We start from the raw sequence: 21,183 nt of genomic DNA on the forward strand, positions 1-21,183 counted from the left end.
TGCACCATATGAAGGCCCTGTTTTTTGCTGGCGGCTCCGCGCTGCTGTCGATCCTCGCCTGTTCGGCGCCGACCGCCGCCGCCGATCCGCTGGTGCTGACCGACGTGCGCTGGATCGCCGAGCCCGCGAGCGGGAAGAAGAGCGCGCCGCGCATCCGCATCCAGCACCGGCAGTCGAGCAGCGATCAGAGTTTCGACGGATCGCGCCGTTACTTCGCGGGTGCCGAAGCGGCGCTGCGCCGCAAGACACCCGGACCCGTCAGCTTTCAGATCGCGCACGACGCGGGCACGCTGTCGTGCACCGGCACACTGACAGGAGCCTTCGAAGGGCAAGGCGCGTGCCGCTTTACCTCCGATCCCACGTTCGAAAGGGCGCTCGGCGAGCGCGGCCTCGCGCCCGACCAGCGTTCGTCGCTGCTCGCGATGCTTCTCGTCGACGCGTCGATCGAGCTGGCCGACGGGCTGACGCGCGAGGGGGTGCGGCCCAAGGATGCCGACGACCTGATCGCCGCCGCCGCGCTCGAGGTGCGGCCCGAATATGTGCGCGACCTGAAGTCCGAGGCGCTCGTGTTGACCGACGTCGAGGATGCGATCGCCTGCAAGGCGCTCGGCGTCGACGGCGCCTATGTGCGCGGGCTCGCCGCCGCGGGATACCGGAAATTGAGCGCCGACGAGGTCGTCGGCATGAAGGCGATGGGCGTGACGGGCGAATATGCGCAGGCGATGAACCGCGCGGCGGGGGGAAAAGCCAAGTGATGCGATGGACCAGCTTCGCGGCGATCGCCACCGCGCTTTCCAACCCGGCGCTCGCGCAGGAAACGCCCGTGCCGAGCGGCGATACGGCGCCGCCCGCCGCGACCGAGGTCGCACCCACCGCGACCACCCCGGCGCGGCAGGTCTATACTCCCGCCGACTTCGCGCGCTACGCGCCCGTCAACGCCTATGACATGCTGATCCAGGTGCCGGGGTTCCAGATCCGCGACAGCGAGGAGCTGCGCGGGCTGGGGCAGGCGACGGGCAATGTGCTGTTCAACGGCAAGCGGCCGTCGAACAAGGCCGACGACATGTATACGCAGCTGTCGCGTATCCCCGGCGGCAATGTCGAGCGGATCGAGATCGTCGACGGCGCGACGCTCGACATCCCCGGACTGTCGGGACAGGTCGCCAATATCGTCTATCGCGCCGACGGCATTTCGGGGCAATTTTCGTGGAAGCCGCAGTTCCGGCCGCATTACACCGACCCGCTGTTCACGCGCGCCGACGTGTCGGTGCGCGGGCGGTCGGGCGAGATCGAATATGAGGCCTCGCTCAACAACGACGATTCGGCGCGCAGCGGCGCGGGCGGCCCGACTTTGATCTATGACGGCGCGGGCAATATCATCGAACGGCGCAAGGACATCTGGCACACCCATTTTGACACGCCGAAGCTGTCGGGGCGCATCACATGGGATCCGGCGGGCGACACCGTCGCCAATCTTGGCGGCCATTATCAGCGCAAATACGACCGCTATTACGAGGATGGCGTGCGCACCGGTCCCGGGCTGCCCGACCGCATCCGCACCGTGCGCGAAAAGGCCGACAGCTGGAATTACGAGATCGGCGGCGATTATCAGTTCGGGCTCGGGCCGGGGAAGTTGAAACTGATCGGGCTGAGGCGCTTCAGCCACGAACCCTATTCACAGGAAATCGTGACAACGCCCGACGGCGGCATCGCGACGGGCGACCGCTTCATGCAGACCGGCGACCTTGGCGAGACGATCGGGCGCGGCGAATATCAGTGGAAGATGTTCGGCGGCGACTGGCAACTGTCGGGCGAGGCGGCGTTCAACACGCTCGACAATGTCGCGTCGCTCGCGGTGCTGGGTCCCTCGGGCGACTTCGTCGACATTCCGTTCGAAGGCGGCACCGGCGGGGTGAGCGAGGATCGCTACGAAGGGCTTTTGAGCTTCGGGCGCAAGCTCACCGACAAGCTCAATTTCCAGATCATCGCGGGCGCCGAGCATTCGACGATCACCCAGACGGGCGTGAATGGCCTCACGCGCAGCTTCTTCCGGCCCAAGGGGTCGATTTCGCTCGCTTGGGCGCCATCGGCCGATTTCGACATATCGGTGAAGCTCCGGCGGCGGGTGCTACAGCTCTCCTTCTATGATTTTCTCGCGCGCGCCTTCCTCAACGACGGCAACCAGAATGCGAGCAACAACGACCTGCGTCCCCAGCAGGACTGGACCTATGAGGGCGAGATCAACAAAAAGCTGGGCCCTTGGGGGTCGACCAAGCTGATCTTCATCTACCGCGACGTCGAGGATCGCGTCGACGTGATCCCGATCGGCGAGACGGGTGAGGCGGTCGGCAATATCGCGAAGGCCAAGGCGGGTGCGATCGACTGGACATCGACGATCAATCTCGACCCGGCGGGGCTGAAGGGGGTGCGGCTCAACACGCGTCTGCTGCTGCAGAAAAGCTCGCTGCGCGATCCCTTCACCGGCGAGAAGCGGCAGTGGAGCGGTTTCACCGACACCGTAGTCGAGCTGGGCCTGCGCCACGATATTCCCGCGAGCGACTGGGCGTGGGGCGGCGACTTGGAATATTCGCATTACCAGCCCAATTACCGCCGCAACCAGACCGACAAGGTCTGGGAAGGGCCCATATGGGCGTCGCTGTTCGTCGAGAACAAGGACGTGTTCGGCCTCACCGTTCGCGCCCAGATCTCCAACATGGTGAACGCCCGGTCGAAACGCGACCGCATCGTCTATACCGGCGTGCGCGGCGGCAGCCCGGTTTCCTTCATCGAGCAGCGCGACCGGTTGATCGGGCCGATCTTCGTCTTTTCGGTGCGCGGGACATTCTGACGCGATAGGAACTCCCGGTGACGAAGCGACGCATCAAAATCTATTTCGACGGCGGATGCCGGCCCAATCCGGGAAAGATGGAAACCGCCGTGGTGACCGGCGGCGCGGCCGTCGTCGTGCGCGACGCGGGGATCGGCAGCAGCCAGGATGCCGAATGGCTCGCGTTGATCGCGGCGCTGCGGCTTGCGCGCGACCTGGGGCTGGCGAATTTCATCCTGCTCGGCGACGCGGCGGGGGTGGTGGCGCAGGCGAACGGCACGGTGCGCGCCCGTGGCGAAACGGCGGAACATCTCGCCCATTTTCGTGCGCTCGCCGGCGACGGGCCGGCGCCCGCCGTGCGCCATATCAAGCGGACGCAGAATCTGGCGGGGATCGCGCTGGCGCGCGGACGATAGCGCCGAAAGGCTGTCAAAAAGCCTCACCAGTTGTTAAGTGCTGGCCGTCCATCTTGACGGATCCAGCGAAAGACCAGCGCGTTGAAGCCGACCTATCCCTTGCCCGTCCACCACAGTTGGCCGCTCTACGAGCGAGCGCGCTTTTTCGAACTGGGGCAGCTGCACCGGTGCGAGACGCTCGACCCGATTCCCGACGTCGTCGATGTCGCAGCGCGGCTGGGACCGGGGCGCATCGGGATCGGGCACTGGGAATGCGACCTCACCGACAACAACCGTCTGAGCTGGTCGGACGAAGTCTATGATATTTTCGGGATACCGCGCGGCGCGGCGGTCGCGCGCGAAGAGGCGGCGGCACTGTATGCCGAGGGATCGCGCGCGGCGATGGAGAAATTGCGCGCTTATGCGATCCGCCACCGGCGCGGCTTCACGCTCGACGTCGAAATTTGCCCTGCGCAGGCGCCGCGCCGCTGGATGCGGCTGATCGCGGCGCCGCTGTGCGAGGGCGATCGGATCGTGAAACTGCAGGGCCTCAAATTGCGCCTTCCGGGCTCGGCTGACCCCGAATTTTGAACCGTTCGATCAACCGAACCTGAGAAACAACCGTTCTGGCAGTATTGGTGGCGGCTTTCGTTGACGCGTCGGCGGGTTCGACGCAGTCGATCATGAGACCAGACGTTGTGGGCGCCGAAGGGCCGGCACGCCTGATCCTTCCGTTCATTCCCGAAGGCATTTGCCCCGCATATGAAGTTTTTTAATCGGTTTGCGTCGGCCGCGCACAATATGGCCATCGACCTGGGTACCGTGAATACTGTCGTCTATGTGCGCGACAAGGGCATCGTCCTCAACGAACCGTCGGTCGTTGCGCTCGAAACGCGCGACGGCATCCGCCGGGTCAAGGTCGTCGGCAACGAAGCCAAGCCGATGATGGGCAAGACCCCCGACAATATCCAGGCGATCCGCCCGCTGCGCGACGGCGTCATCGCCGACATCGACGTCGCCGAACAGATGCTCAAGCATTTCATGGACAAGGCGCAGGGCGGGCCGAGCCGTTTCGTCCAGCGCAGCCATGTCGTGATCTGCGTGCCGTCGGGGTCGACGATGGTCGAGCGCCGCGCGATCCGCGACGCGGCGAGCAATGCGGGCGCGGCATCGGTCCAGCTTATCGAGGAATCGCTTGCCGCCGCGATCGGTGCCGGCTTGCAGGTCGCCGAGCCCAGAGGGGCCATGGTCGTCGACATCGGCGGTGGTACGACCGAGGTCGCGATATTGTCGCTGAGTGGCATCGCCTACAGCAATTCGGTGCGCGTCGGCGGCGACAAGATGGACGACATGATTTCGTCGTTCATCCGCCGCAAACACAACCTCATGGTCGGCGAAATGACCGCCGAGCGCGTCAAGCTCACGATCGGCTGCGCGACCCCGCCGACGGGCGACGGCATGGTCATGGGGGTCAAGGGCCGAGATCTGGTGACCGGACGCCCGGCCGAGGTGCGGGTGACCGAGGCCGAGGTCGCCGAGGCGCTCGCCGAACCGGTCGGGCAGATCGTCGGCGCGGTGCGCGCGGCGCTCGAACAGACGCCGCCCGAACTGTCGGCCGACATCATCGACGAAGGCATCACGCTGACCGGCGGCGGCGCGCTGCTCCGCCGCATGGACGAAGCGATCGCGCGCGCCACCGGGCTGCCCGTCGTGGTCGCCGACGACGCGCTGATCTGCGTCGCGATGGGCGCGGGGCGCGCGTTCGAGGACCGCACCTATCATGGCGTGCTGATTGCCGCCTGACGCGGGTCAGGCGCAGGCGTCGATCGCGGCGAGGTGGCGCGCCTTGGCGGCGTCGTCGAGGAACGAGCCGGTAAAGCTGTTGCGCGCGAGCGCGAGGAGTTCGGCTTTCGACAGGTCGAGCGCGTCGGCGACCGCCTGGTAATTGGCGTTCACATAGCCGCCGAAATAGCTGGGATCGTCGCTGTTCACCGTGGCTTTGAGGCCCGCGTCGAGCATGGTCTTCAGCGGATGGTCGGCGATATCGCCCACGACGCAGAGCTTGAGGTTCGAGAGCGGGCAGACCGTGAGCGTCATGCCCTCGGCCGCGAGGCGCGCGACGAGCGCGGGATCCTCGAGGCTGCGGTTGCCGTGGTCGATGCGGTCGACCTTCAGCAGGTCGAGCGCCTCATGCACATATTCGGGCGGGCCTTCTTCGCCGGCGTGCGCGACGATTTTGAGCCCGAGGGTGCGGGCGCGCGCGAAGACGCGTTCGAACTTGGCGGGCGGGTGCCCGACTTCGGACGAGTCGAGCCCGACGCCGTCGATGCGGTCCAGATAAGGCAGCGCCGCGTCGAGCGTCGCTTCGGCCTCGGCTTCGCTGAGGTGGCGGAGGAAGCACATGATGAGCTTCGACGTCATGCCGTAACTGGCCTCGGCATCATCGAGCGCGCGTGTGATGCCGGTGACAACGGTTTCAAACGCAACGCCGCGCTCCGTATGCCCTTGTGGGTCGAAGAAAATCTCGACGTGCCGGACATTGTCGGCGTTGGCGCGCGCGAGGTAGGCGGCGGTCAGGTCATAAAAATCCTGCTCGCGGTGAAGCACGCCCATGCCCTGATAATAGATGTCGAGGAAATCCTGGAGGTTCGAAAAGGCATAGGCGGCGCGCACCTCCTCTACCGATCCGAAGGGGATGGCGACATTGTTGCGCTGCGCGAGCTCGAACATCAGTTCGGGTTCGAGCGAACCTTCGATATGGAGGTGCAGTTCGGCCTTGGGCAGCGCCGCGATGAAGGCGGCGCGCTCGTCGCGCGAAGCGAAGCCGTCAGGCACCGGGCACCTCCTCTTGCCGAAGGATGATCGCCGCCTCGGGCTTGTGGCGGCGGATTTCCTCGACCGTCAGCCCGTCGATCTCGTGCGGGAAGATCAGCCACTGGTCGGTTTCGCGGACGAAGAAATCGGGGCGGAGGTCGGTGACGTTGCGGCCGGGCTTGAACCAGACGGTGGCGATGCGGATGTCGCGCGGCATATTGTGGCGGCAGCGCGCCGTAAGTTCGGCGATAAAGGCGCGGATGCTGCGGCCGCTGTCGAAGACGTCGTCGATGATGAGCAGCCGGTCGTCGGGGTTCAGCGTGTCGATCAGATAGCCTAAAGCAAAGACCTTCACCTGCGGGTCCTGGCTGTCGATGCCTTTGTAGGACGAGGTTCGGATCGCGATATGGTCGCAATGGTGGCCGTGATAGTCGAGCAATTCCTGCACCGCGATCCCGACCGGCGCGCCGCCGCGCCATATGCCCACGAGGTGTGTCGGCCTGAAGTCGCTGTCGATGACCTGCATCCCGAGGCGCAGGGAATCGGCGAGCAGATCGTTCGCGCTGATGAAGATTTTTTCCGCGGTCATGAGATGCGGAGTAATCCTCCGGGCGAAAGGTCGCAAGACGCGACGGATTTGGGTGGGGAACTGCCATTAGACGGAGGGCATATCCTCCCTGTGGCGAAGCCATGGGGAGGGGGACCGTCGCCGCAGGCGATGGTGGAGGGGCAGCAACCTCGCGCAACAGCCCCTCCGTCAGCCCTACGGGCTGCCACCTCCCCACGGCTTCGCCGGAGGGAGGATTATAAGGAAGCTGCCGGTCGAAACCCGTCACCTCCGCGCATCGCGCCCCTATTTCCGCGACGCGGCGCTCCGGTCGCGGATAGCCTTGAACTCGCTGCCGGCCCTCCAGCCGGGCCAGCGCGCCGAGCGCGCCAATTCATCGCCGATCTGGTGGAAAATCTCGATATCCTGCACCGCTCCCTCGAGGTTCCAGTCGGGGGCCCAAGCGTCGCACGCCTGATGATAGCATTTGCCCGTATAGGCATCGACCCACGCCTGCCCCGCGTACTTGCCGCCCTCGACCAGATCGGACGCACCCGCGATGCCCATCATCAACAGGACGGGAACGCCGCGTTTGGCGAGGCTGAAATGGTCGGCGCGATAGAAGAGGCCGCGTTCGGGAAGGCTTTCTACGCTGACCGTGCGACCCTGCGTCGCGGCGACGCGGGCGAGATCGTCTTCGAGCGTGCCCTGCCCCTTGCCGACGAGGACGACATCCTTGGCGCGGCCGGCGGTCTGGAGGATGTCGAGGCCGAGGTTGGCGACGGTCTTTTCGAGCGGGAAGACAGGCTTTTCGGCATAGGCTTCGGACCCCAGAAGGCCGCGCTCTTCGGCGGTCCAGAAGGCGAAGGCGATCGTGCGGTCGGGCGGCGGCGCGGCCTTGAACAACCGCGCGATCTCGAACAGCCCCGCGACGCCGAGCGCATCGTCGTTCGCGCCCGCGCGATAGATGCGGCCCTGCTCGTCGGGCGGACCTTCTCCATAGGCGTCCCAGTGCGCGCCATAGATGACGACCTCGTCGGGCCGCTTCGAGCCCGAAATCTTGGCGAGCACATTCTGGCTTTGCACGACCTCCTGCGTCACGGGGACCTCGGCGTCGAAGCTCGTGCCGAGGTCGACGGGCTTGAAATCCTTCCGCCGCGCCGCGACGCGCAATGCCTCCAGATCCTGCCCGGCATCGGCGAAGAGTTTCGTCGCCGTCTCGCCCGAGATCCAACCCTGCAGTGCGAGGCTCGTCACCTTTTCGGGCGGAACGACGAGGCCGTAATTTTCGCCGCCGGCGCTTTTGACGACATTCCAGCCATAGCCGACGCCCTCGGCGTCGTGGACGATCAATGCTGCGACCGCGCCGCGGCGGGCGGCTTCCTCGAATTTGTAGGTCCAGCGGCCATAATAGGTCATCGTCCGGCCGCCGAATTTGCCGAACGCATCCTCGCCCTTCGCCGCGACGAAATCGGGATCGTTGATCAGAAAGACCGCGACCTTGCCCTTCAAATCCTGTCCCTTGAAATCGTCCCAGCCGCGTTCGGGGGCGCTGACGCCATAACCGACGAAGACCATCGGCGCGTTCGCGACCACCGCGCGCGCCTTCGGCTGGAGCGTCGAGACATAGATGTCGGTGCCGAAGCTCAGCGGCGTCGCCGCGCCCTTGCGATCGAAGGCAAGTTTTTCGGGACTGCCGAGGCGCGTGTGGAGCAACGGCACGGGCTGGGTCCAGCCGCCATCGACGCCCGCGGGTTCGAGCCCCATCGCCTCGAGCCGCCCGATGAGATAGCCGACCGTGCGTTCCTCGCCGACCGTGCCGGGGGCGCGGCCCTGGAACTGGTCGGACGCGAGCGTGCGTACCGTCTCGGTGAGATTGGCGGCGTCGATGCCCGTTTGCGCCGCCGCCGGCGCGGCGATGGCGGCGATGGCGGCGAGGAAAAAGGCGGCGGCAAGATGCGTTTTCATGAGGCGTTCCGGTTTGGTAGCGGTCGAGGCAGTTCGAAAGCCGGGTCTTAGCACGGCGACGCGCATTGTGAACCGCTGGCGCGGGTTATCGAGCGCGGGCGGCGTGCGGTGGGATGGAAGCCTGCTAGAGTGCCGCCACCAATGCGGTCAGCGTGGCGGCCGCGATCGCGAACAGCACCGCTACGCGCGGTCCATAGATGCGCACGAGATGCGCCGTTCGAGGCTCGGCGGGCGGCCAATCGGCGATGCCGGCGGGCTCGGCTTCGTCCCGCACGCCGGTGATGCGCTCCGGAACGCCGGGTCGCGACGACAGATCCGGCCCGCTGATCCCGCTTGCCAGCGCAAGCTTTTCGAAGGCGACCGCCATCTTCCCTTCCTTGAGAAGACGGGCGACGCGCCCCTGTCGCGGATCGTCGAACGAGACGGGGAGCGCGCCGACGAGGCGTTCGATCTCGCTATCGAGCGCGTGCAGGTCGTCGATCGCCTCCATCGCGCGCGACCGGTCGCCACGTTCGAGCGCGAGTTGCAGCCGCGTCAACGACAGAAAACCCACGCGGCAGAACTGGAGCCCCAGCGCGTAATCCTCCGCTGCCGGCGGGCCGCCGTGACGGACCGGGTCGGGCTCGTGCCGGGTCGAAAGGGCGCTCATGATCCTTGCTCCTGCCTTCACCCGCCCCTGTGGGATCGACTAGAGAGAAAATGCGCGGGCGCGGAAGCCCCGATCAGGCCCGCTGTGCCCCGGATGCGCCGGACGGTGGCGAGATCGGGGACTTCAGTTTGAAAGCAAGAAACGGAGCGCACACCGGCGTGCGCCATGGCATTGTCGGCGCATGACGAAGACGATGGAAACACGCATCGGCGCGCATATCGACGTGCCGGATGGAGACCCGATCGCCGCGGCGCTTGATCGCGACGGATGGGCGGTGCTGCCGGGGTTGCTGAACGCCGCCGATTGCGACGGCACTGCGGCACTTTATGCCCAGGACGCGGAGTTTCGCAGCCATGTGATTATGGCGCGGTACGGCTTCGGGCGCGGCGAATATCGCTATTTCGCCTATCCGCTGCCGCCGCTGGTCGAGGCGCTGCGCGGGATGCTCTATGCGCGGCTCGCACCGATCGCCAATCGCTGGCACGAACGGATGGGGATGGCGGCGCGCTTTCCGGCCGATCACGCCGAATTTCTCGCACGGTGCCATGAAGCGGGACAAAGGCGACCGACGCCCTTGCTGCTGCAATATGGCGCGGGCGATTATAATTGCCTGCACCAGGATCTATATGGCCAGCATGTCTTTCCGTTGCAGGTTGCGGTGCTGCTGTCGGCGCCCGGCGATGATTTCACCGGCGGCGAGTTCGTGCTGACCGAGCAGCGCCCGCGGATGCAATCGAGGGCCGCGGTCGTGCCGCTGGCGAAGGGCGACGCGGTCGTCTTCGCGGTGAATACGCGGCCGGTGCGCGGTTCGCGCGGGAACTATCGCGTGGCGATGCGCCACGGGGTGAGCGCCATCCGGTCGGGACGGCGGCACACGCTGGGGCTGATCTTTCACGACGCGGCGTGAGGGCCGCGGGGGCTGTTGGTTTACGCAACGCTGCTGAGTAAGGCCGCTAGCGGCGCCCGCCTTCGCAGGGGCGACGGTTAAAGAAACGCCCGCTTCCACCCCATAGCCAACCTGCTCGATGACCCGGTTATTCCCCCGCCGGGCGCGTCCAGCCCTTCCGGTATTTTTCGAACCAGGCGAGGATCGCCGAGGCCTTGGCGGCCGATTGCGAGGGGCGCGCGGCGATGCTGCCATGGCTGGCGCCGGGCACCTTGACCAGCGCGGTGGGCACGCCGCGGAGGCGGAGCGCGGTGTAATATTGTTCGGATTCGCTGACCGGTGTGCGGTAATCCTCGGCGCCGACGACGACCATTGTCGGGGTTTCGACATTGCCGACGAGCGACAGCGGCGAACGCGACCAGTAAAGTTCGGGATTCTCCCACGGTTGCGCGCCGAGCCAATAGCGCCCGAAAAAGGCGGGCCCGTCGGCGGTGAGCGTCTGCGTCGTCCAGTTGATCACCGGTTTTTGCGTGACAGCGGCCTTGAAGCGGTTGGTCTTGCCGACGATCCAACTCGTCAGCACGCCGCCGCCCGAGCCGCCGGTGACGAACAGCGCGTTGGGGTCGGCAACGCCGAGTTCGATCGCGCGGTCGACAATGCTGATCAGGTCGAAATAATCATTGCCCGGATAGGCCTTGTCGATCTCGTTCGCGAAGGCCGCGCCATAGCTGGTCGAGCCGCGCGGGTTGGCCGAGAGCACGGCATAGCCCGCGGCGGCATAAAGCTGGTTGTCGGTCGAAAAATGCGGGCCATAGGCGGCGAAAGGTCCGCCGTGGATTTCGAGGATCAGCGGCACGCGCTGCCCTTCGATATGGCCGGGCGGCAGGGTCAGCCAGCCCTCGATCGTCTTGCCGTCGTGGCTCGAGGCGACGGTGATCTTGCGGACCTCGCCGAACGATTTCACTTCGCGCAGCGAGCGGTTGAGGTCGGTGAGGATGCGCGCGTCGCCGCCGCGTGTCAGCTGCACCTCGGCCGGACGGGTCGCGGTGCCGCCGGTGAAGGCGATCGCGCCGCCGTCGGAGACGGTGAAGCTGCCGCCGGTGTACGGCCGGTCCATCCCGCCGCCCGACAAACCGGTAGCGGCAGTGCGTACGCCTCCGTCGAGCCCGATGCGCGCGACCTTGGTTTCGCCGTGATCGTCGTACTGCGCATAGACCGACTTGCCGTCACCGGCCCATTCGATCGCATCTATGCCATAGTCCCAATCGGCGGTCAGGCTGCGCTTGCCCGAGCCGTCGCGGTTCATGACGTAGAGCTGCGTGTTTTCATAAGCGCGCAATTTGTCGTCGAAGCCAAGGTAAGCGATCTTGCCGCCGTCGGGCGAAACGAGCGGGCTCGCGTCGGGACCGTTGCGGTCGGTAAGCGCGCTGACCCCGCCGCTCGCCACGTCGAGCGCATAGATTTCGCTTTCGACCGGATCGCTTTCCCAGTCGGGGCGGCGGTTGGCAGCGAAATAGAGTGTGCGGCCATCGCGCGACCAACTGAGCGGGCCGCCGTCGTGATAGGGCCCGAAAGTGAGCTGGCGCGGCGCGCCGCCGGTCGCGGGAACGAGGAAAATCTTCTCGAAGCCCGGCTCGACATAGCCCTCGCCATCGGCGCGATAGGTGAGGAGGTCGCGGATCTCGAGCGGTTCGGCCCATTTCGCGCCCTCGGGCTTGTTCGCGGGGGCGCTGCCGAACTTCGGCCCTTCGTCCTTGACCAGCATCGTATAGGCGATCGAGCGGCCGTCGGGCGACCAGGCGATGCTCGACGGGCTGGTGGGCAGACCGGTGAGGCGTACCGTCTCGCCGCCGTCCATCCAGCGCACCCAGAGCTGCGCGCCGCCGCCCTCGGTCGAGGCGAAGGCGAGGCGTTTGCCGTCGGGCGACCAGCGCGGCGAAAAGGCGCCGCCCTGCCGGCCGGCGACCGGCATTTCCGCACCGGTCCGGGTGTCGATCAGCCAGATCGAGCTGACCGCGCGGTCGGTCATGATGTCGTTCGCGCGGCGGACATAGGCGATGTGGCGGCCGTCGGGGCTGATCTGCGGATCTGCGGCGATCGCGAGGTCGAAAAGGTCGGCGCCGGTGAAGCGGCGGTTGGGGGCGATCCTGGCGCTCCCTACGGCGGAGGCCGACATGGCGGCGGGGGTCTCGGCGGGTGCGGTTTCCGCGGGCGGCGTGGCGGGCGGCTGTTCCTCCTGCGCAAGCGTGATCTGCGAGGTAAGAGCGAGGAGGCTCGCCCCGAACAATGCCAGTTTGCGCATGAAATATTTCCCCTTTTTTGGTTGGGGGTGGTCTGGCCCTTTCGCGCCGGACGGTCAACTACCTGTCCCATCGTCATCCCGGACTTGATCCGGGTCCATTCGCGCGACGTCTGGAAATGGATTCCGGATCACGCCCGAGGTGGCGGAAGCGGATTCAAGGAAGGAGACTATCCGTCCCGGCCGTAAACGTCGTTGCGGAAGGCGATGCCGTGCTCGGTCGCCATCGCGGTGATATAGGTGAGGTAGACGGGAACCTCGACCGGCAGCGGCACCGCCTGTTCGGGCGCCTTCGACTTGGTGTTGATCGAGCGGTGAAGCAGCCATTGGCCGAGCTTGGCCGCATTTTCGAGGCGGATGCAGCCGTTCGAAAAATGGCGGTCGGGCTTGCCGAGCAGCGCGCGGTCGGGAGTGTCGTGCAGATAGATGCCGTCGTCGTTGGGGAAGAGGAATTTGACCTTGCCCATCGAATTGGCGCCGCCCGGAAGTTCACGCAGGCGCAGCAGCCGGTCGCCCGCGGCGACCGCGGGCCAGTCGATCTCCGATTGTTCGAGCTTGCGCGGGTTGGGCCCCCAGTCGGAGAGCGCTTCCATGCGCAGCGACGCGAGGCTGCGGCCCGCGAGTATCTTGGGCGCGATGCTTTTTTGCGCGAGATAGTCGGGAACGTTCCAATAGGGGTTGAGGATCGCCCATTGCAGCTTGCCCGCGAGCATCGGCGTCGGCGTTTCGGGGGCGCCGACGACGACCTTCATCATGCCCACACGCTTGCCCGCGCCATAATACCAGAGCTGGCCCGACGAGGCATCGACGACGACATGATGCGTGTAGGGGCCCGGCAGGATGCGCGCGCGGTCGAGGTTGAGGCGGAGGCGGTCCATCGCCTCCTCGGGCACGCCGCCGCCCTGCGCGCGGCGCATCAGGCCGCGGAGGCGGACATAATGTTCGCTCATCCAGCCCATATTTTTCATATAGGCGCCAAAATCCTTGGGAAAGGCGGCGGCACGGAGGATGGTTTCGGTATCGGCCTTCTTCGGCTTCAGCGATCTGTCGGCATATTCCATCTTCGCATCGCCCGGGCGGCGCATGTCGCGGACATAGCGTGCGAAGGCGGTGGACAGCTCGACCTCGGCGCGCGCAAGAGCGCGCGGATCGCCGTCGCGGGCGCGCGCGATCGCCTGTTCGAGATCGCGTACATCGCCTGGCGCGGGCTTGAGGCCGTCGAAGCGCGCGGTCGAAAGATATCCGAGCAGCATCGCGGCTTCGGGCCCGACCTTGCCCGCGCGGACCCACAACGGCCGGTAGCCGCGCGCGGCGTAAAAGCGTTTGACGTCGCCGCCGGCCTCTTCGCGAATTGCGTTCGCGAGCAAGGGAACGGCACTTTGAGCGGCAGGGGCGGCGAGCGCGGGCGGCGCGAGCGTCCCGCCGAGCGCCAGCAGGGTCAGGAACAGGGGAGCGCAGCGGCGCCGCGCCCCCCGAACGGACGTCATCAGCCGCGTTCTCCCACCTGCGTCGGGGCGGGCGGCGGCGGGGGCGGCGGGGTGTAGTTCGGATGATAGATACCGTCGGCGGTGTAATAGCCGTCGATGATGCCGTCGCCGTCGCGGTCGGCGGCGATGCTCCCGGGGACCGCGCCCGGCGGCGGAGGCGGCGGGGCCGCGGCGATTTCTTCCTGCTGCGAACAGGCGGAGAGTGCGAGCGCGCTTAGCGCGCTTATCAAGACGGGTTGGAAACGCATGAGACCACTCCTTTTGATGCGGCCGGAATCGCTTTCCGGGCGCGAGCGCCCAACCCCGGGACTTGAGTCATGCGGACGAGCAAATATGCGCCGACCATCCCGCGATCAGGGGTGGTTTTTGAACGATGATCTGCGCCATAAGTTCCCGGCGTTTCGCCCCGCGCGGTGGACATGCCGGCGCGCATCGCTAAGCGGGCCATACAGCCCGATCATAAGTGAAGGGAAAGACATGGATTTTTCGCGATTGCAGGCGACGAGCAAGATCGGCGAGGACTGGGTCTACCCGCAGCCGCCCTGCCTGAATTTCGGCTGGCTCGAGGTCGACCGCGATCCCGCGCACCGCATTTATTGGGAGGAATATGGCAATCCCGCGGGCGAACCGGTGATGTTCCTCCACGGCGGTCCCGGCGGCGCCTGCGCCCCTGTCATGGCGCGCTTCTTCGACCCGAAACGCTATCGCGTCATCCTGTTCGACCAGCGCGGCTGCGGCAAGAGCGAGCCCAATGTCGCCTCGGCGGGACCCGCTGTGGCGCTCGCGAAAAACACCACCGCCGACCTGATCGGCGACATCGAGAAATTGCGCGACAAGCTGGAGATCGCGGGGCCGATGCACGTCTTCGGCGGCAGCTGGGGCAGCACGCTTGCGATGGCCTATGCCATCGCGCATCCCGAGCATTGCGCAAGCCTGATCCTGCGCGGCATCTTTCTGGGGGCGCCCGAGGATCTGCTCTATCTCTATCAGGGCAATGCCGCGACGTGGGCCGACGATCCCTATGCCCTCACCGAACCCGGCGCCTATATGAAATATCCTGGCGAGTGGGCCGAACTGCTGTCGGTGCTGACGCCCGAAGAGCGCGGCGACGTGATGAAATCCTACAAGGCGATCTTCGACATGGTCCCCGCGACCCCGGCCGAGAAAGAACGCCAGCTCAAGGCGGCGCTGACCTGGTCCTTGTGGGAGGGCGTGATTTCGAACATGATCCCCGATACGGCTGACACGGGCAAGTTCGGCGAGGCCGATTTCGCGCTCTGCTTCGCGCAGATCGAGGCGCATTATTTCGCCAACGCGCTGTTCCTCCCCGCGGGGCATTTCTTCGACAATATCGCCACGCTCGCCGGCATCCCCATCCATATCGTCCATGGCCGCTTTGACGAGGTGTGCCCGCTGACGCAGGCGTCGCGGCTCGTCGCGGCGCTGCGCGAAGCGGGCGGGGGACCCTACACTTATGTGGTCACCAATGCGGGGCATAGCGCGATGGAGCGCGAGAATGCGCTCGCCCTGACCGCGGTGATGGACGGGCTGGCGCGGATGGGGGCGTAACAAAGCCGCCTACCCGGCAAATCGCCCGGCAATCCTCCTCAAATTTCGCTCCGTAGCAAGGCTTTCCTCCTCTCTCTCATTTTATTCACACACGCGATAGTGAATATTGACTCGCGCGAGAATATTGCCGATAAGCTGGGCCCAGATCGGCGGCAATGACCGCTGACGGGAGGGAGAGTTTGATATGAAGGCTCAGCTTTTTGCGTCCGCCTCGGCGGCCGCGCTGTTCGCGTCGCCCGTTGCCGTCATGGCCCAAGGGGTCGAGGCGCCGCCCGCCGATACGGCGGCATCGGATCGGCAGAGGGGCGATAACGACATCATCGTCACCGCGACCCGCCGTACCGCCCGCCTGCAGGACGTGCCGCTCAGCGTCACCGCGTTCGGGCAGGAGGAACTCGACGATCTCGGCATCGTCGGGTTCGAGGGCATCGCCCAGAATACGCCGGGCATCGTCGTCAACCGTCCGACGCAGAATTTCAACAATTTCACCGCGCGCGGCATCAACACCAACGGCTATTCGGCCGGCCTGCAGAGCGCGGTCGCCATCTATGTCGACGAGCTGCCGATTTCGGCGAACGGCAATTCGACGATCCTCGATCCCAATCTCTACGACGTCGAGCGCGTCGAGTTCCTGCGCGGGCCGCAGGGCACCTTGTTCGGGTCGAACTCGCTCGCGGGTGCAATGCGGATCATCACCAAGAGCCCCGACCTCGACGATTTCGAGGCCTCGGCGAGTATCGACCTCGGCCTCACCGGGTCGAGCTCGGTGCGCCAGCGCTATAATGCGATGGTCAATTTGCCGATCATGAAGGACGAGATCGGGCTGCGCGTCACCGGCTATTATCGCAACGAGGACGGCTGGGTCGACAATATCGGCACCGGGATCGAGGATTCGAACAGCCTCGAGGCGTTCGGCGGCCGCGCGATCCTGCTCCTCCAGCCGACCGACCGCATGAAGGTGAAGCTGCTCGCGTCGTACGAGAACAGCAAGCCCGCCGATTCGGGGCTGACCAACCCGCTGCTCGGCAAGTTCGTGCGCCGCTCGGACCGTCCCGACCTGTTCCAGGGCAAGCTCACCAATTATAATGTGACGATCAATTACGAGTTCGATTTCGCCGAGCTGATCAGCTCGACGACGCTGTCGGACTATGACGCCTCCTTCTATGTCGACCTCGCGGGCACCTTTGCACAGGCCTTTCCCTTTGCGCTCGACGCTTATGGCTATGACGACCTGTTCGTGCAGGAAACGCGGCTTGTCTCGCGCCACGACGGGCCGATCGAATGGGTCGCGGGCTTTTTCTATTACGACAAGCGCCGTACCGTTGATTTCGCTTATCGGTCGAGCCTCGAATATCTGGCCGAGAATGGTCTGACCGGGCTGCCCGACGAATATTACCAGCGCTTCAACAGCTATACCGACCAGAAGGAAATCGCAGGCTTCGGCGAGGTGACCGGGCGCTTCAGCGACAGTTTCTGGGTCACCGGCGGCCTGCGCTACGGCAGCACCGAAGTGCAGAGCTTCACCCGTGGCGGCGGATACAACAGCAATTATCTGACCGCCGCTTTCCTCGGTCTGGAGAACATCCCGCTCACGGTCACGCCGATCGCCTATGCCGAAGGGCTGAAGGTCAAGGACGACCGCCTGTCGTGGAAGGCGAGCGTGTCGTGGAAGCCGGTCGACAGCCTGACCACCTATGCGACCGTCTCGACGGGCTTTCGCACCCCGGTCGTCAATGCGCGCGCCGGGCTGGTCAGCGCGATCGATCCCGACGACCTGATCATCCCCGACGGCGCGAAATCGGACAGCGTCACCAATTATGAGTTAGGGCTGAAGGGCCGCTGGCTCGGCGGCGATCTCGTCGCCAATATCGCCGCCTATTATATCGACTGGAAGGATATTCAGGTTCAGGCGAACCGCGTTTCGGACTCGATCCAGTTCGCGACGAATATCGGCGGTGCCGAAAGCTACGGCCTCGAATTCGAGTTCATCGCGCGGCCGGTGCAGGGGTTGAGCCTCGCGCTCAACGGTTCGTTCAACCGCGCGAAGGTGACCGACCTGACCCCGGGCGAAGCCGCGATTTCGGGCGCCGAGCTCGGCACGCGCCTTGCCTCGCCGCATTTCCAAGGGTCGGGCACGCTGCGCTACGATTTCGCGATCGGCGGTGCCGATACCGCTTATGCCGCGGTCAATGTGTCGCACGCGGGGGCCTTCCCGAACCAGTTCCCCAATGTGCCGGGCAATCCGAATGCCGTCGCCCCGACCTATGACTTCACCGAGGCGTGGACCAACGTGAACCTCTATGCCGGGGCAAAACTGGGGGCGATCGACCTCGGCGTCTATGTCGAAAATCTCTTCGACGACAGCAAGGTCACCTATGTCCATCCCGAGGCGTTCCTCGACGGCCGTTACGCCCGCATGCGTCCGCGCACCATCGGCGTCCGCGCCAACTACCGCTTCTGATCGGCGCGAGGAGATGAAAGGTCCGATGATCCGCCGCCTGTCCCGTCTCGCCGTTGTCGCCGCCGCCGTCTGTGCGGCGCCGGCCATGGCGGCGGGGCCGGTGATCGACGCGCCCGCGGGCAAGGTCGAGGGCAGCGAGACGAAGGATATCCGCGCCTTCAAGGGCATTCCCTATGCCGCGCCGCCGGTCGGCAAGCTGCGCTGGGCGCCGCCGCAGCCGGCGGAGGGCTGGGACGGCGTCCGCGACGCGACGCGCTTCGGCGCGGCGTGCATGCAGCCGGGGCCGCGCGGCCCCAGCATCTATGCCTGGGACCTGCCGGCGATGAGCGAGGATTGCCTGTCGCTCAACATCTGGGCACCCAAAGATGCGAAGGACGCACCCGTATTCGTGTGGATCCATGGCGGCGCGCTAACCGGCGGGTCGGGCGGCGATCCGATCTATGACGGCAGCGCGCTCGCCGAACGCGGTATCGTCGTCGTGTCGATCAACTACCGGCTCGGCGCGCTCGGCTGGCTCGCGCATCCGCAGCTCAGCGCCGAATCGGTCGAGGGCGTGTCGGGCAATTATGGGCTGCTCGACCAGGTCGCGGCGCTCGAATGGGTCAAGCGCAACATCGGCGCCTTCGGCGGCAGCGCGGGCAATGTGACGATCGCGGGCGAGTCGGCGGGCGCGCTCAGCGTCATGTATCTGATGACCGCGCCCGCGGCGCGCGGCCTGTTCCACAAGGCGGTCGCGCAGAGCGCCTATATGGTGTCGGCGCCGGGGCTGCGCGACAAGTTGAACGGCATGGTGCCGGCGGAGGCGCAGGGCGCCGACCTCGCCGCGAAACTCGGCGCCGCCGACCTCGCGGCGTTGCGCGCGATGCCCGCGAAGGAGATCGCCGAAAAGGCGCCGGCGACGGGCTATTTCCCTTTCCCCGCCGTCGACGGCAAGATCGTGCCGCGCCAGCTCGTCGACAGCTTCGACCGCAATGAGCAGGCGCCGGTGCCGATCCTCGCGGGCTTCAATGCGGGCGAAATCCGCTCGCTGCGCTTCCTGCTGCCAAAGCCGCCCGCCGATGCTGCCGCCTATGAAGCCGCGATCCGCGCCAGTTACGGCGAATTGGCGGACGCTTTCCTCGCGCGCTATCCGGCGAAGACGATCGAGGAAAGCATGCTCGCGGCGACGCGCGACGCGATGTACGGCTGGACCTCCGAACGGCTGGTCTCGAACCAGGCGGCGCTGGGGCAGGGCGCCTATCTCTATTATTTCGACCATGGCTATCCGGCGACGGCCCAGTGGAATCTCCACGCCTTTCACGCCGCCGAGCTGCCCTATATTTTCGGCACCGCGGGCAAGACGCCGCCGCTGTGGCCGAAAATCCCCGACGACCTGACCGAGCGCAAGCTGGCCGGCGCGATGGGCGATTATTGGGCGAGTTTCGCGCGCAGCGGCCGGCCGCAGGCGAAGGGCCAGTCCGACTGGCCCGACTATTCCGACGACGCCGGTTTCCTCCATATCGCCGAGGCGCCGAAAGCCGGGCACCGCCTGTTCCCCGGCACCGCGGCGCTGCACGAAGCGGTGATGTGCCGTCGCCGCGCGGCGGGCGACATTCCGTGGAACTGGAACGTCGGCGTCATTTCGCCGCCGCTGCCGCCGACAGCAGCGGGGTGCCAATGATCGACGGTTCGATGCAATCCTATGGCCTGACGCTCGACAAATTCCTTTCCCACGCCGCCAAATGGCACCCCAATGCCGAAACCGTGTCGGCCGGGGCGGATGGAAGCGTCGCGCGGATCGGCTATGCCGCGCTTTACGAGCGCGCGCGCGCGGTGTCGGGGGCGCTCCATGCGATGGGCGTGCGGGCGGGGCATCGTGTCGCGACGCTCGCGTGGAACACACAGGGGCATCTGGAAAGCTGGTACGGCATCATCGGCATGGGCGCCGTGTGCCACACGCTGAACCCGCGGCTGACCGCGGCGCAGATCGGCGCGATGCTGGTGCAGTCCGAAGCGGGGATATTGCTCGTCAGCCCGGACCTGCTGCCGCTCGCCGAGGCGGCGACGCGCAATGTCGGCACCGTGCGGCAGATCTTACTGCTCGACGCGACGGAAAGTGATGCGGGCGAGGCCGATGGCCGCGTCGCCGTCGGCGCGCTCGAACCCATGCTCGCAGGCGCCCCGGCCGATGTCGCCTGGGGCGAGTTCGACGAGAACAGCCCCTCGGGGCTCTGCTTCACTTCGGGCACCACCGGCGCGCCGAAGGGCGTCACCTACACCCATCGCGGCTGTTACCTCCATACGATGCGGCAGTTGCAGGCCGATGTGATGGGCGTGCGTGCGCGCGACGCGGTGCTCGCGGTAGTGCCGATGTTCCATGCCAATGCCTGGGGGCTGCCCTTTTCGGTGCCCGCGGCGGGCGGCAAGCTCGTGCTGCCGGGCCGCCACAGCGACGGCGCGCATCTGGCGGCGCTGATCCGCGGCGAGGGGGTGACCGCGGGGGTCGGCGTGCCAACCGTGTGGCTGGGGCTGGTCGAACATCTCGAGCGCGAGGGGGGCGAGGTGCCGACGCTCGAGCGCATCCTCGTCGGTGGCGCGCCGATGCCGCCCGCGCTGATGGAGCGGATCGAGCGACGGCTGGGCGCCGAGGTGCAGACGAGTTGGGGCATGACCGAGCTGTCGCCGCTCGGCACCGCGGCGGTCCCGGGCGATCCGGATCGCACCGCCGGCGTGTCGGGAAAGCCCGCGATCGGCATCGACCTCTTGCTGACCGATGCCGAGGGACGCGCGCTCGCCGAACAGCGCGGCGTGGAAGGACATTTGCGCGTCCGGGGGCCGAGCGTCGTCGAACGCTATTTCGGACAGGATAGGTCCGCGACCGATGCCGACGGCTGGTTCGACACCGGCGACCTCGCGCGGCTCGACCGCGCCGGCAGTCTGACGATCACCGGGCGGTCGAAGGATCTGATCAAATCGGGCGGCGAATGGATCAACCCCGCCGAGATCGAGGCGCTGGTCGGCGCGCTGCCGCAGGTGTCGCTCGCGGCGGTAATCGGGCGCAGCGATCCCAAATGGGGCGAGCGGCCGATCCTGCTGGTCGAGACCAACGGCGCGTCGGTCAGCGACGAGGACCTGCTCGCGCCGCTGCGCGAACGCGTCGCTTCCTGGTGGATTCCCGATGCGATCGTGCGGCTCGACGCGATGCCGCTCGCGCCCACGGGCAAGATCGACAAAATGCAATTGCGGGCCGATTACGGACAGGTGTAGGCCCGTTGGGCCGCAGTATGACAAGTGCGGATGAA

At 66.3% G+C, this 21,183-nt stretch carries 17 protein-coding genes; 10 read left to right on the forward strand and 7 right to left on the reverse strand.

Features of this window, described 5'->3' with window-relative positions; genetic code table 11:
- The first annotated feature begins 8 nt into the window (after positions 1 to 8).
- The 5 genes from OVY29_RS20060 (at position 9) to OVY29_RS20080 (ending at position 5,025) form a co-directional block, all read left to right on the forward strand.
- Positions 9 to 755 (forward strand): hypothetical protein, encoded by a 747-nt coding sequence (locus OVY29_RS20060; protein ID WP_313911985.1) that lies wholly within the window; start codon positions 9 to 11, stop codon positions 753 to 755.
- Positions 755 to 2,848, forward strand: a complete 2,094-nt coding sequence (locus OVY29_RS20065; RefSeq protein ID WP_313912084.1) for a TonB-dependent receptor plug domain-containing protein — start codon at positions 755 to 757, stop codon at positions 2,846 to 2,848. The genes OVY29_RS20060 and OVY29_RS20065 overlap by 1 nt, the downstream gene beginning before the upstream one ends.
- Before the next feature lie 17 nt (positions 2,849 to 2,865).
- The gene (locus tag OVY29_RS20070) at positions 2,866 to 3,243 is read left to right on the forward strand and encodes a reverse transcriptase-like protein (protein WP_313911986.1); all 378 of its coding nucleotides are present in this window, start codon (positions 2,866 to 2,868) and stop codon (positions 3,241 to 3,243) included.
- An 81-nt stretch (positions 3,244 to 3,324) separates the two neighbouring features.
- The gene (locus OVY29_RS20075) at positions 3,325 to 3,813 is read left to right on the forward strand and encodes a hypothetical protein (protein ID WP_313911987.1); all 489 of its coding nucleotides are present in this window, start codon (positions 3,325 to 3,327) and stop codon (positions 3,811 to 3,813) included.
- Between the two features lie 171 nt (positions 3,814 to 3,984).
- A complete protein-coding gene (locus tag OVY29_RS20080; protein ID WP_037553627.1) occupies positions 3,985 to 5,025 on the forward strand; it encodes a rod shape-determining protein in 1,041 nt (346 codons plus the stop codon).
- A gap of 6 nt (positions 5,026 to 5,031) precedes the next feature.
- Here the strand turns inward: OVY29_RS20080 and OVY29_RS20085 are convergent, their stop codons facing one another.
- The 4 genes from OVY29_RS20085 to OVY29_RS20100 all read right to left on the reverse strand — a co-directional run bounded on the left by OVY29_RS20085 (position 5,032) and on the right by OVY29_RS20100 (position 9,200).
- Positions 5,032 to 6,057, reverse strand: a complete 1,026-nt coding sequence (locus OVY29_RS20085) for an adenosine deaminase (protein ID WP_313911988.1) — start codon at positions 6,055 to 6,057, stop codon at positions 5,032 to 5,034.
- Positions 6,050 to 6,625 (reverse strand): phosphoribosyltransferase, encoded by a 576-nt coding sequence (locus tag OVY29_RS20090; RefSeq protein ID WP_313911989.1) that lies wholly within the window; start codon positions 6,623 to 6,625, stop codon positions 6,050 to 6,052. The genes OVY29_RS20085 and OVY29_RS20090 overlap by 8 nt, the downstream gene beginning before the upstream one ends.
- Positions 6,626 to 6,889: 264 nt before the next feature.
- Positions 6,890 to 8,551, reverse strand: coding sequence for a M20/M25/M40 family metallo-hydrolase (locus OVY29_RS20095; RefSeq protein ID WP_313911990.1), 1,662 nt, complete (start codon positions 8,549 to 8,551; stop codon positions 6,890 to 6,892).
- A 124-nt stretch (positions 8,552 to 8,675) separates the two neighbouring features.
- The gene (locus OVY29_RS20100) at positions 8,676 to 9,200 is read right to left on the reverse strand and encodes a hypothetical protein (RefSeq protein ID WP_052182003.1); all 525 of its coding nucleotides are present in this window, start codon (positions 9,198 to 9,200) and stop codon (positions 8,676 to 8,678) included.
- A gap of 193 nt (positions 9,201 to 9,393) precedes the next feature.
- Between OVY29_RS20100 and OVY29_RS20105 the strand changes: the two genes are divergently transcribed.
- Entirely contained in the window at positions 9,394 to 10,107 is a 714-nt protein-coding gene (locus OVY29_RS20105; protein WP_313912085.1) for a 2OG-Fe(II) oxygenase, read from the forward strand.
- A 127-nt stretch (positions 10,108 to 10,234) separates the two neighbouring features.
- Here the strand turns inward: OVY29_RS20105 and OVY29_RS20110 are convergent, their stop codons facing one another.
- From OVY29_RS20110 to OVY29_RS20120, 3 genes are all read right to left on the reverse strand, one after another.
- Positions 10,235 to 12,388 carry a S9 family peptidase gene (locus tag OVY29_RS20110; protein WP_313911991.1) on the reverse strand — a complete coding sequence of 718 codons (2,154 nt, stop codon included), beginning with the start codon at positions 12,386 to 12,388 and terminating at the stop codon, positions 10,235 to 10,237.
- 167 nt (positions 12,389 to 12,555) lie between these two features.
- Positions 12,556 to 13,872, reverse strand: coding sequence for a L,D-transpeptidase family protein (locus tag OVY29_RS20115; RefSeq protein ID WP_313911992.1), 1,317 nt, complete (start codon positions 13,870 to 13,872; stop codon positions 12,556 to 12,558).
- A complete protein-coding gene (locus tag OVY29_RS20120; protein ID WP_313911993.1) occupies positions 13,872 to 14,120 on the reverse strand; it encodes a hypothetical protein in 249 nt (82 codons plus the stop codon). The genes OVY29_RS20115 and OVY29_RS20120 overlap by 1 nt, the downstream gene beginning before the upstream one ends.
- Before the next feature lie 229 nt (positions 14,121 to 14,349).
- Here OVY29_RS20120 and pip point away from each other — a divergent pair, with 229 nt between their 5' ends.
- The 4 genes from pip to OVY29_RS20140 all read left to right on the forward strand — a co-directional run bounded on the left by pip (position 14,350) and on the right by OVY29_RS20140 (position 21,148).
- Positions 14,350 to 15,441 (forward strand): prolyl aminopeptidase, encoded by a 1,092-nt coding sequence (gene pip / locus OVY29_RS20125; protein WP_313911994.1) that lies wholly within the window; start codon positions 14,350 to 14,352, stop codon positions 15,439 to 15,441.
- A gap of 184 nt (positions 15,442 to 15,625) precedes the next feature.
- Positions 15,626 to 17,902 (forward strand): TonB-dependent receptor, encoded by a 2,277-nt coding sequence (locus OVY29_RS20130; protein WP_313911995.1) that lies wholly within the window; start codon positions 15,626 to 15,628, stop codon positions 17,900 to 17,902.
- Positions 17,903 to 17,927: 25 nt separating this feature from the next.
- Complete coding sequence (locus tag OVY29_RS20135) at positions 17,928 to 19,562, forward strand: carboxylesterase family protein (RefSeq protein WP_313911996.1); 1,635 nt, start codon at positions 17,928 to 17,930, stop codon at positions 19,560 to 19,562.
- A complete protein-coding gene (locus OVY29_RS20140; protein WP_313911997.1) occupies positions 19,499 to 21,148 on the forward strand; it encodes an AMP-binding protein in 1,650 nt (549 codons plus the stop codon). Before OVY29_RS20135 ends, OVY29_RS20140 begins: the two co-directional genes overlap by 64 nt.
- Positions 21,149 to 21,183: the final 35 nt, after the last annotated feature.

The sequence above is a fragment of the Sphingopyxis sp. SE2 genome, assembly GCF_032227185.1.
GTDB lineage: Bacteria > Pseudomonadota > Alphaproteobacteria > Sphingomonadales > Sphingomonadaceae > Sphingopyxis.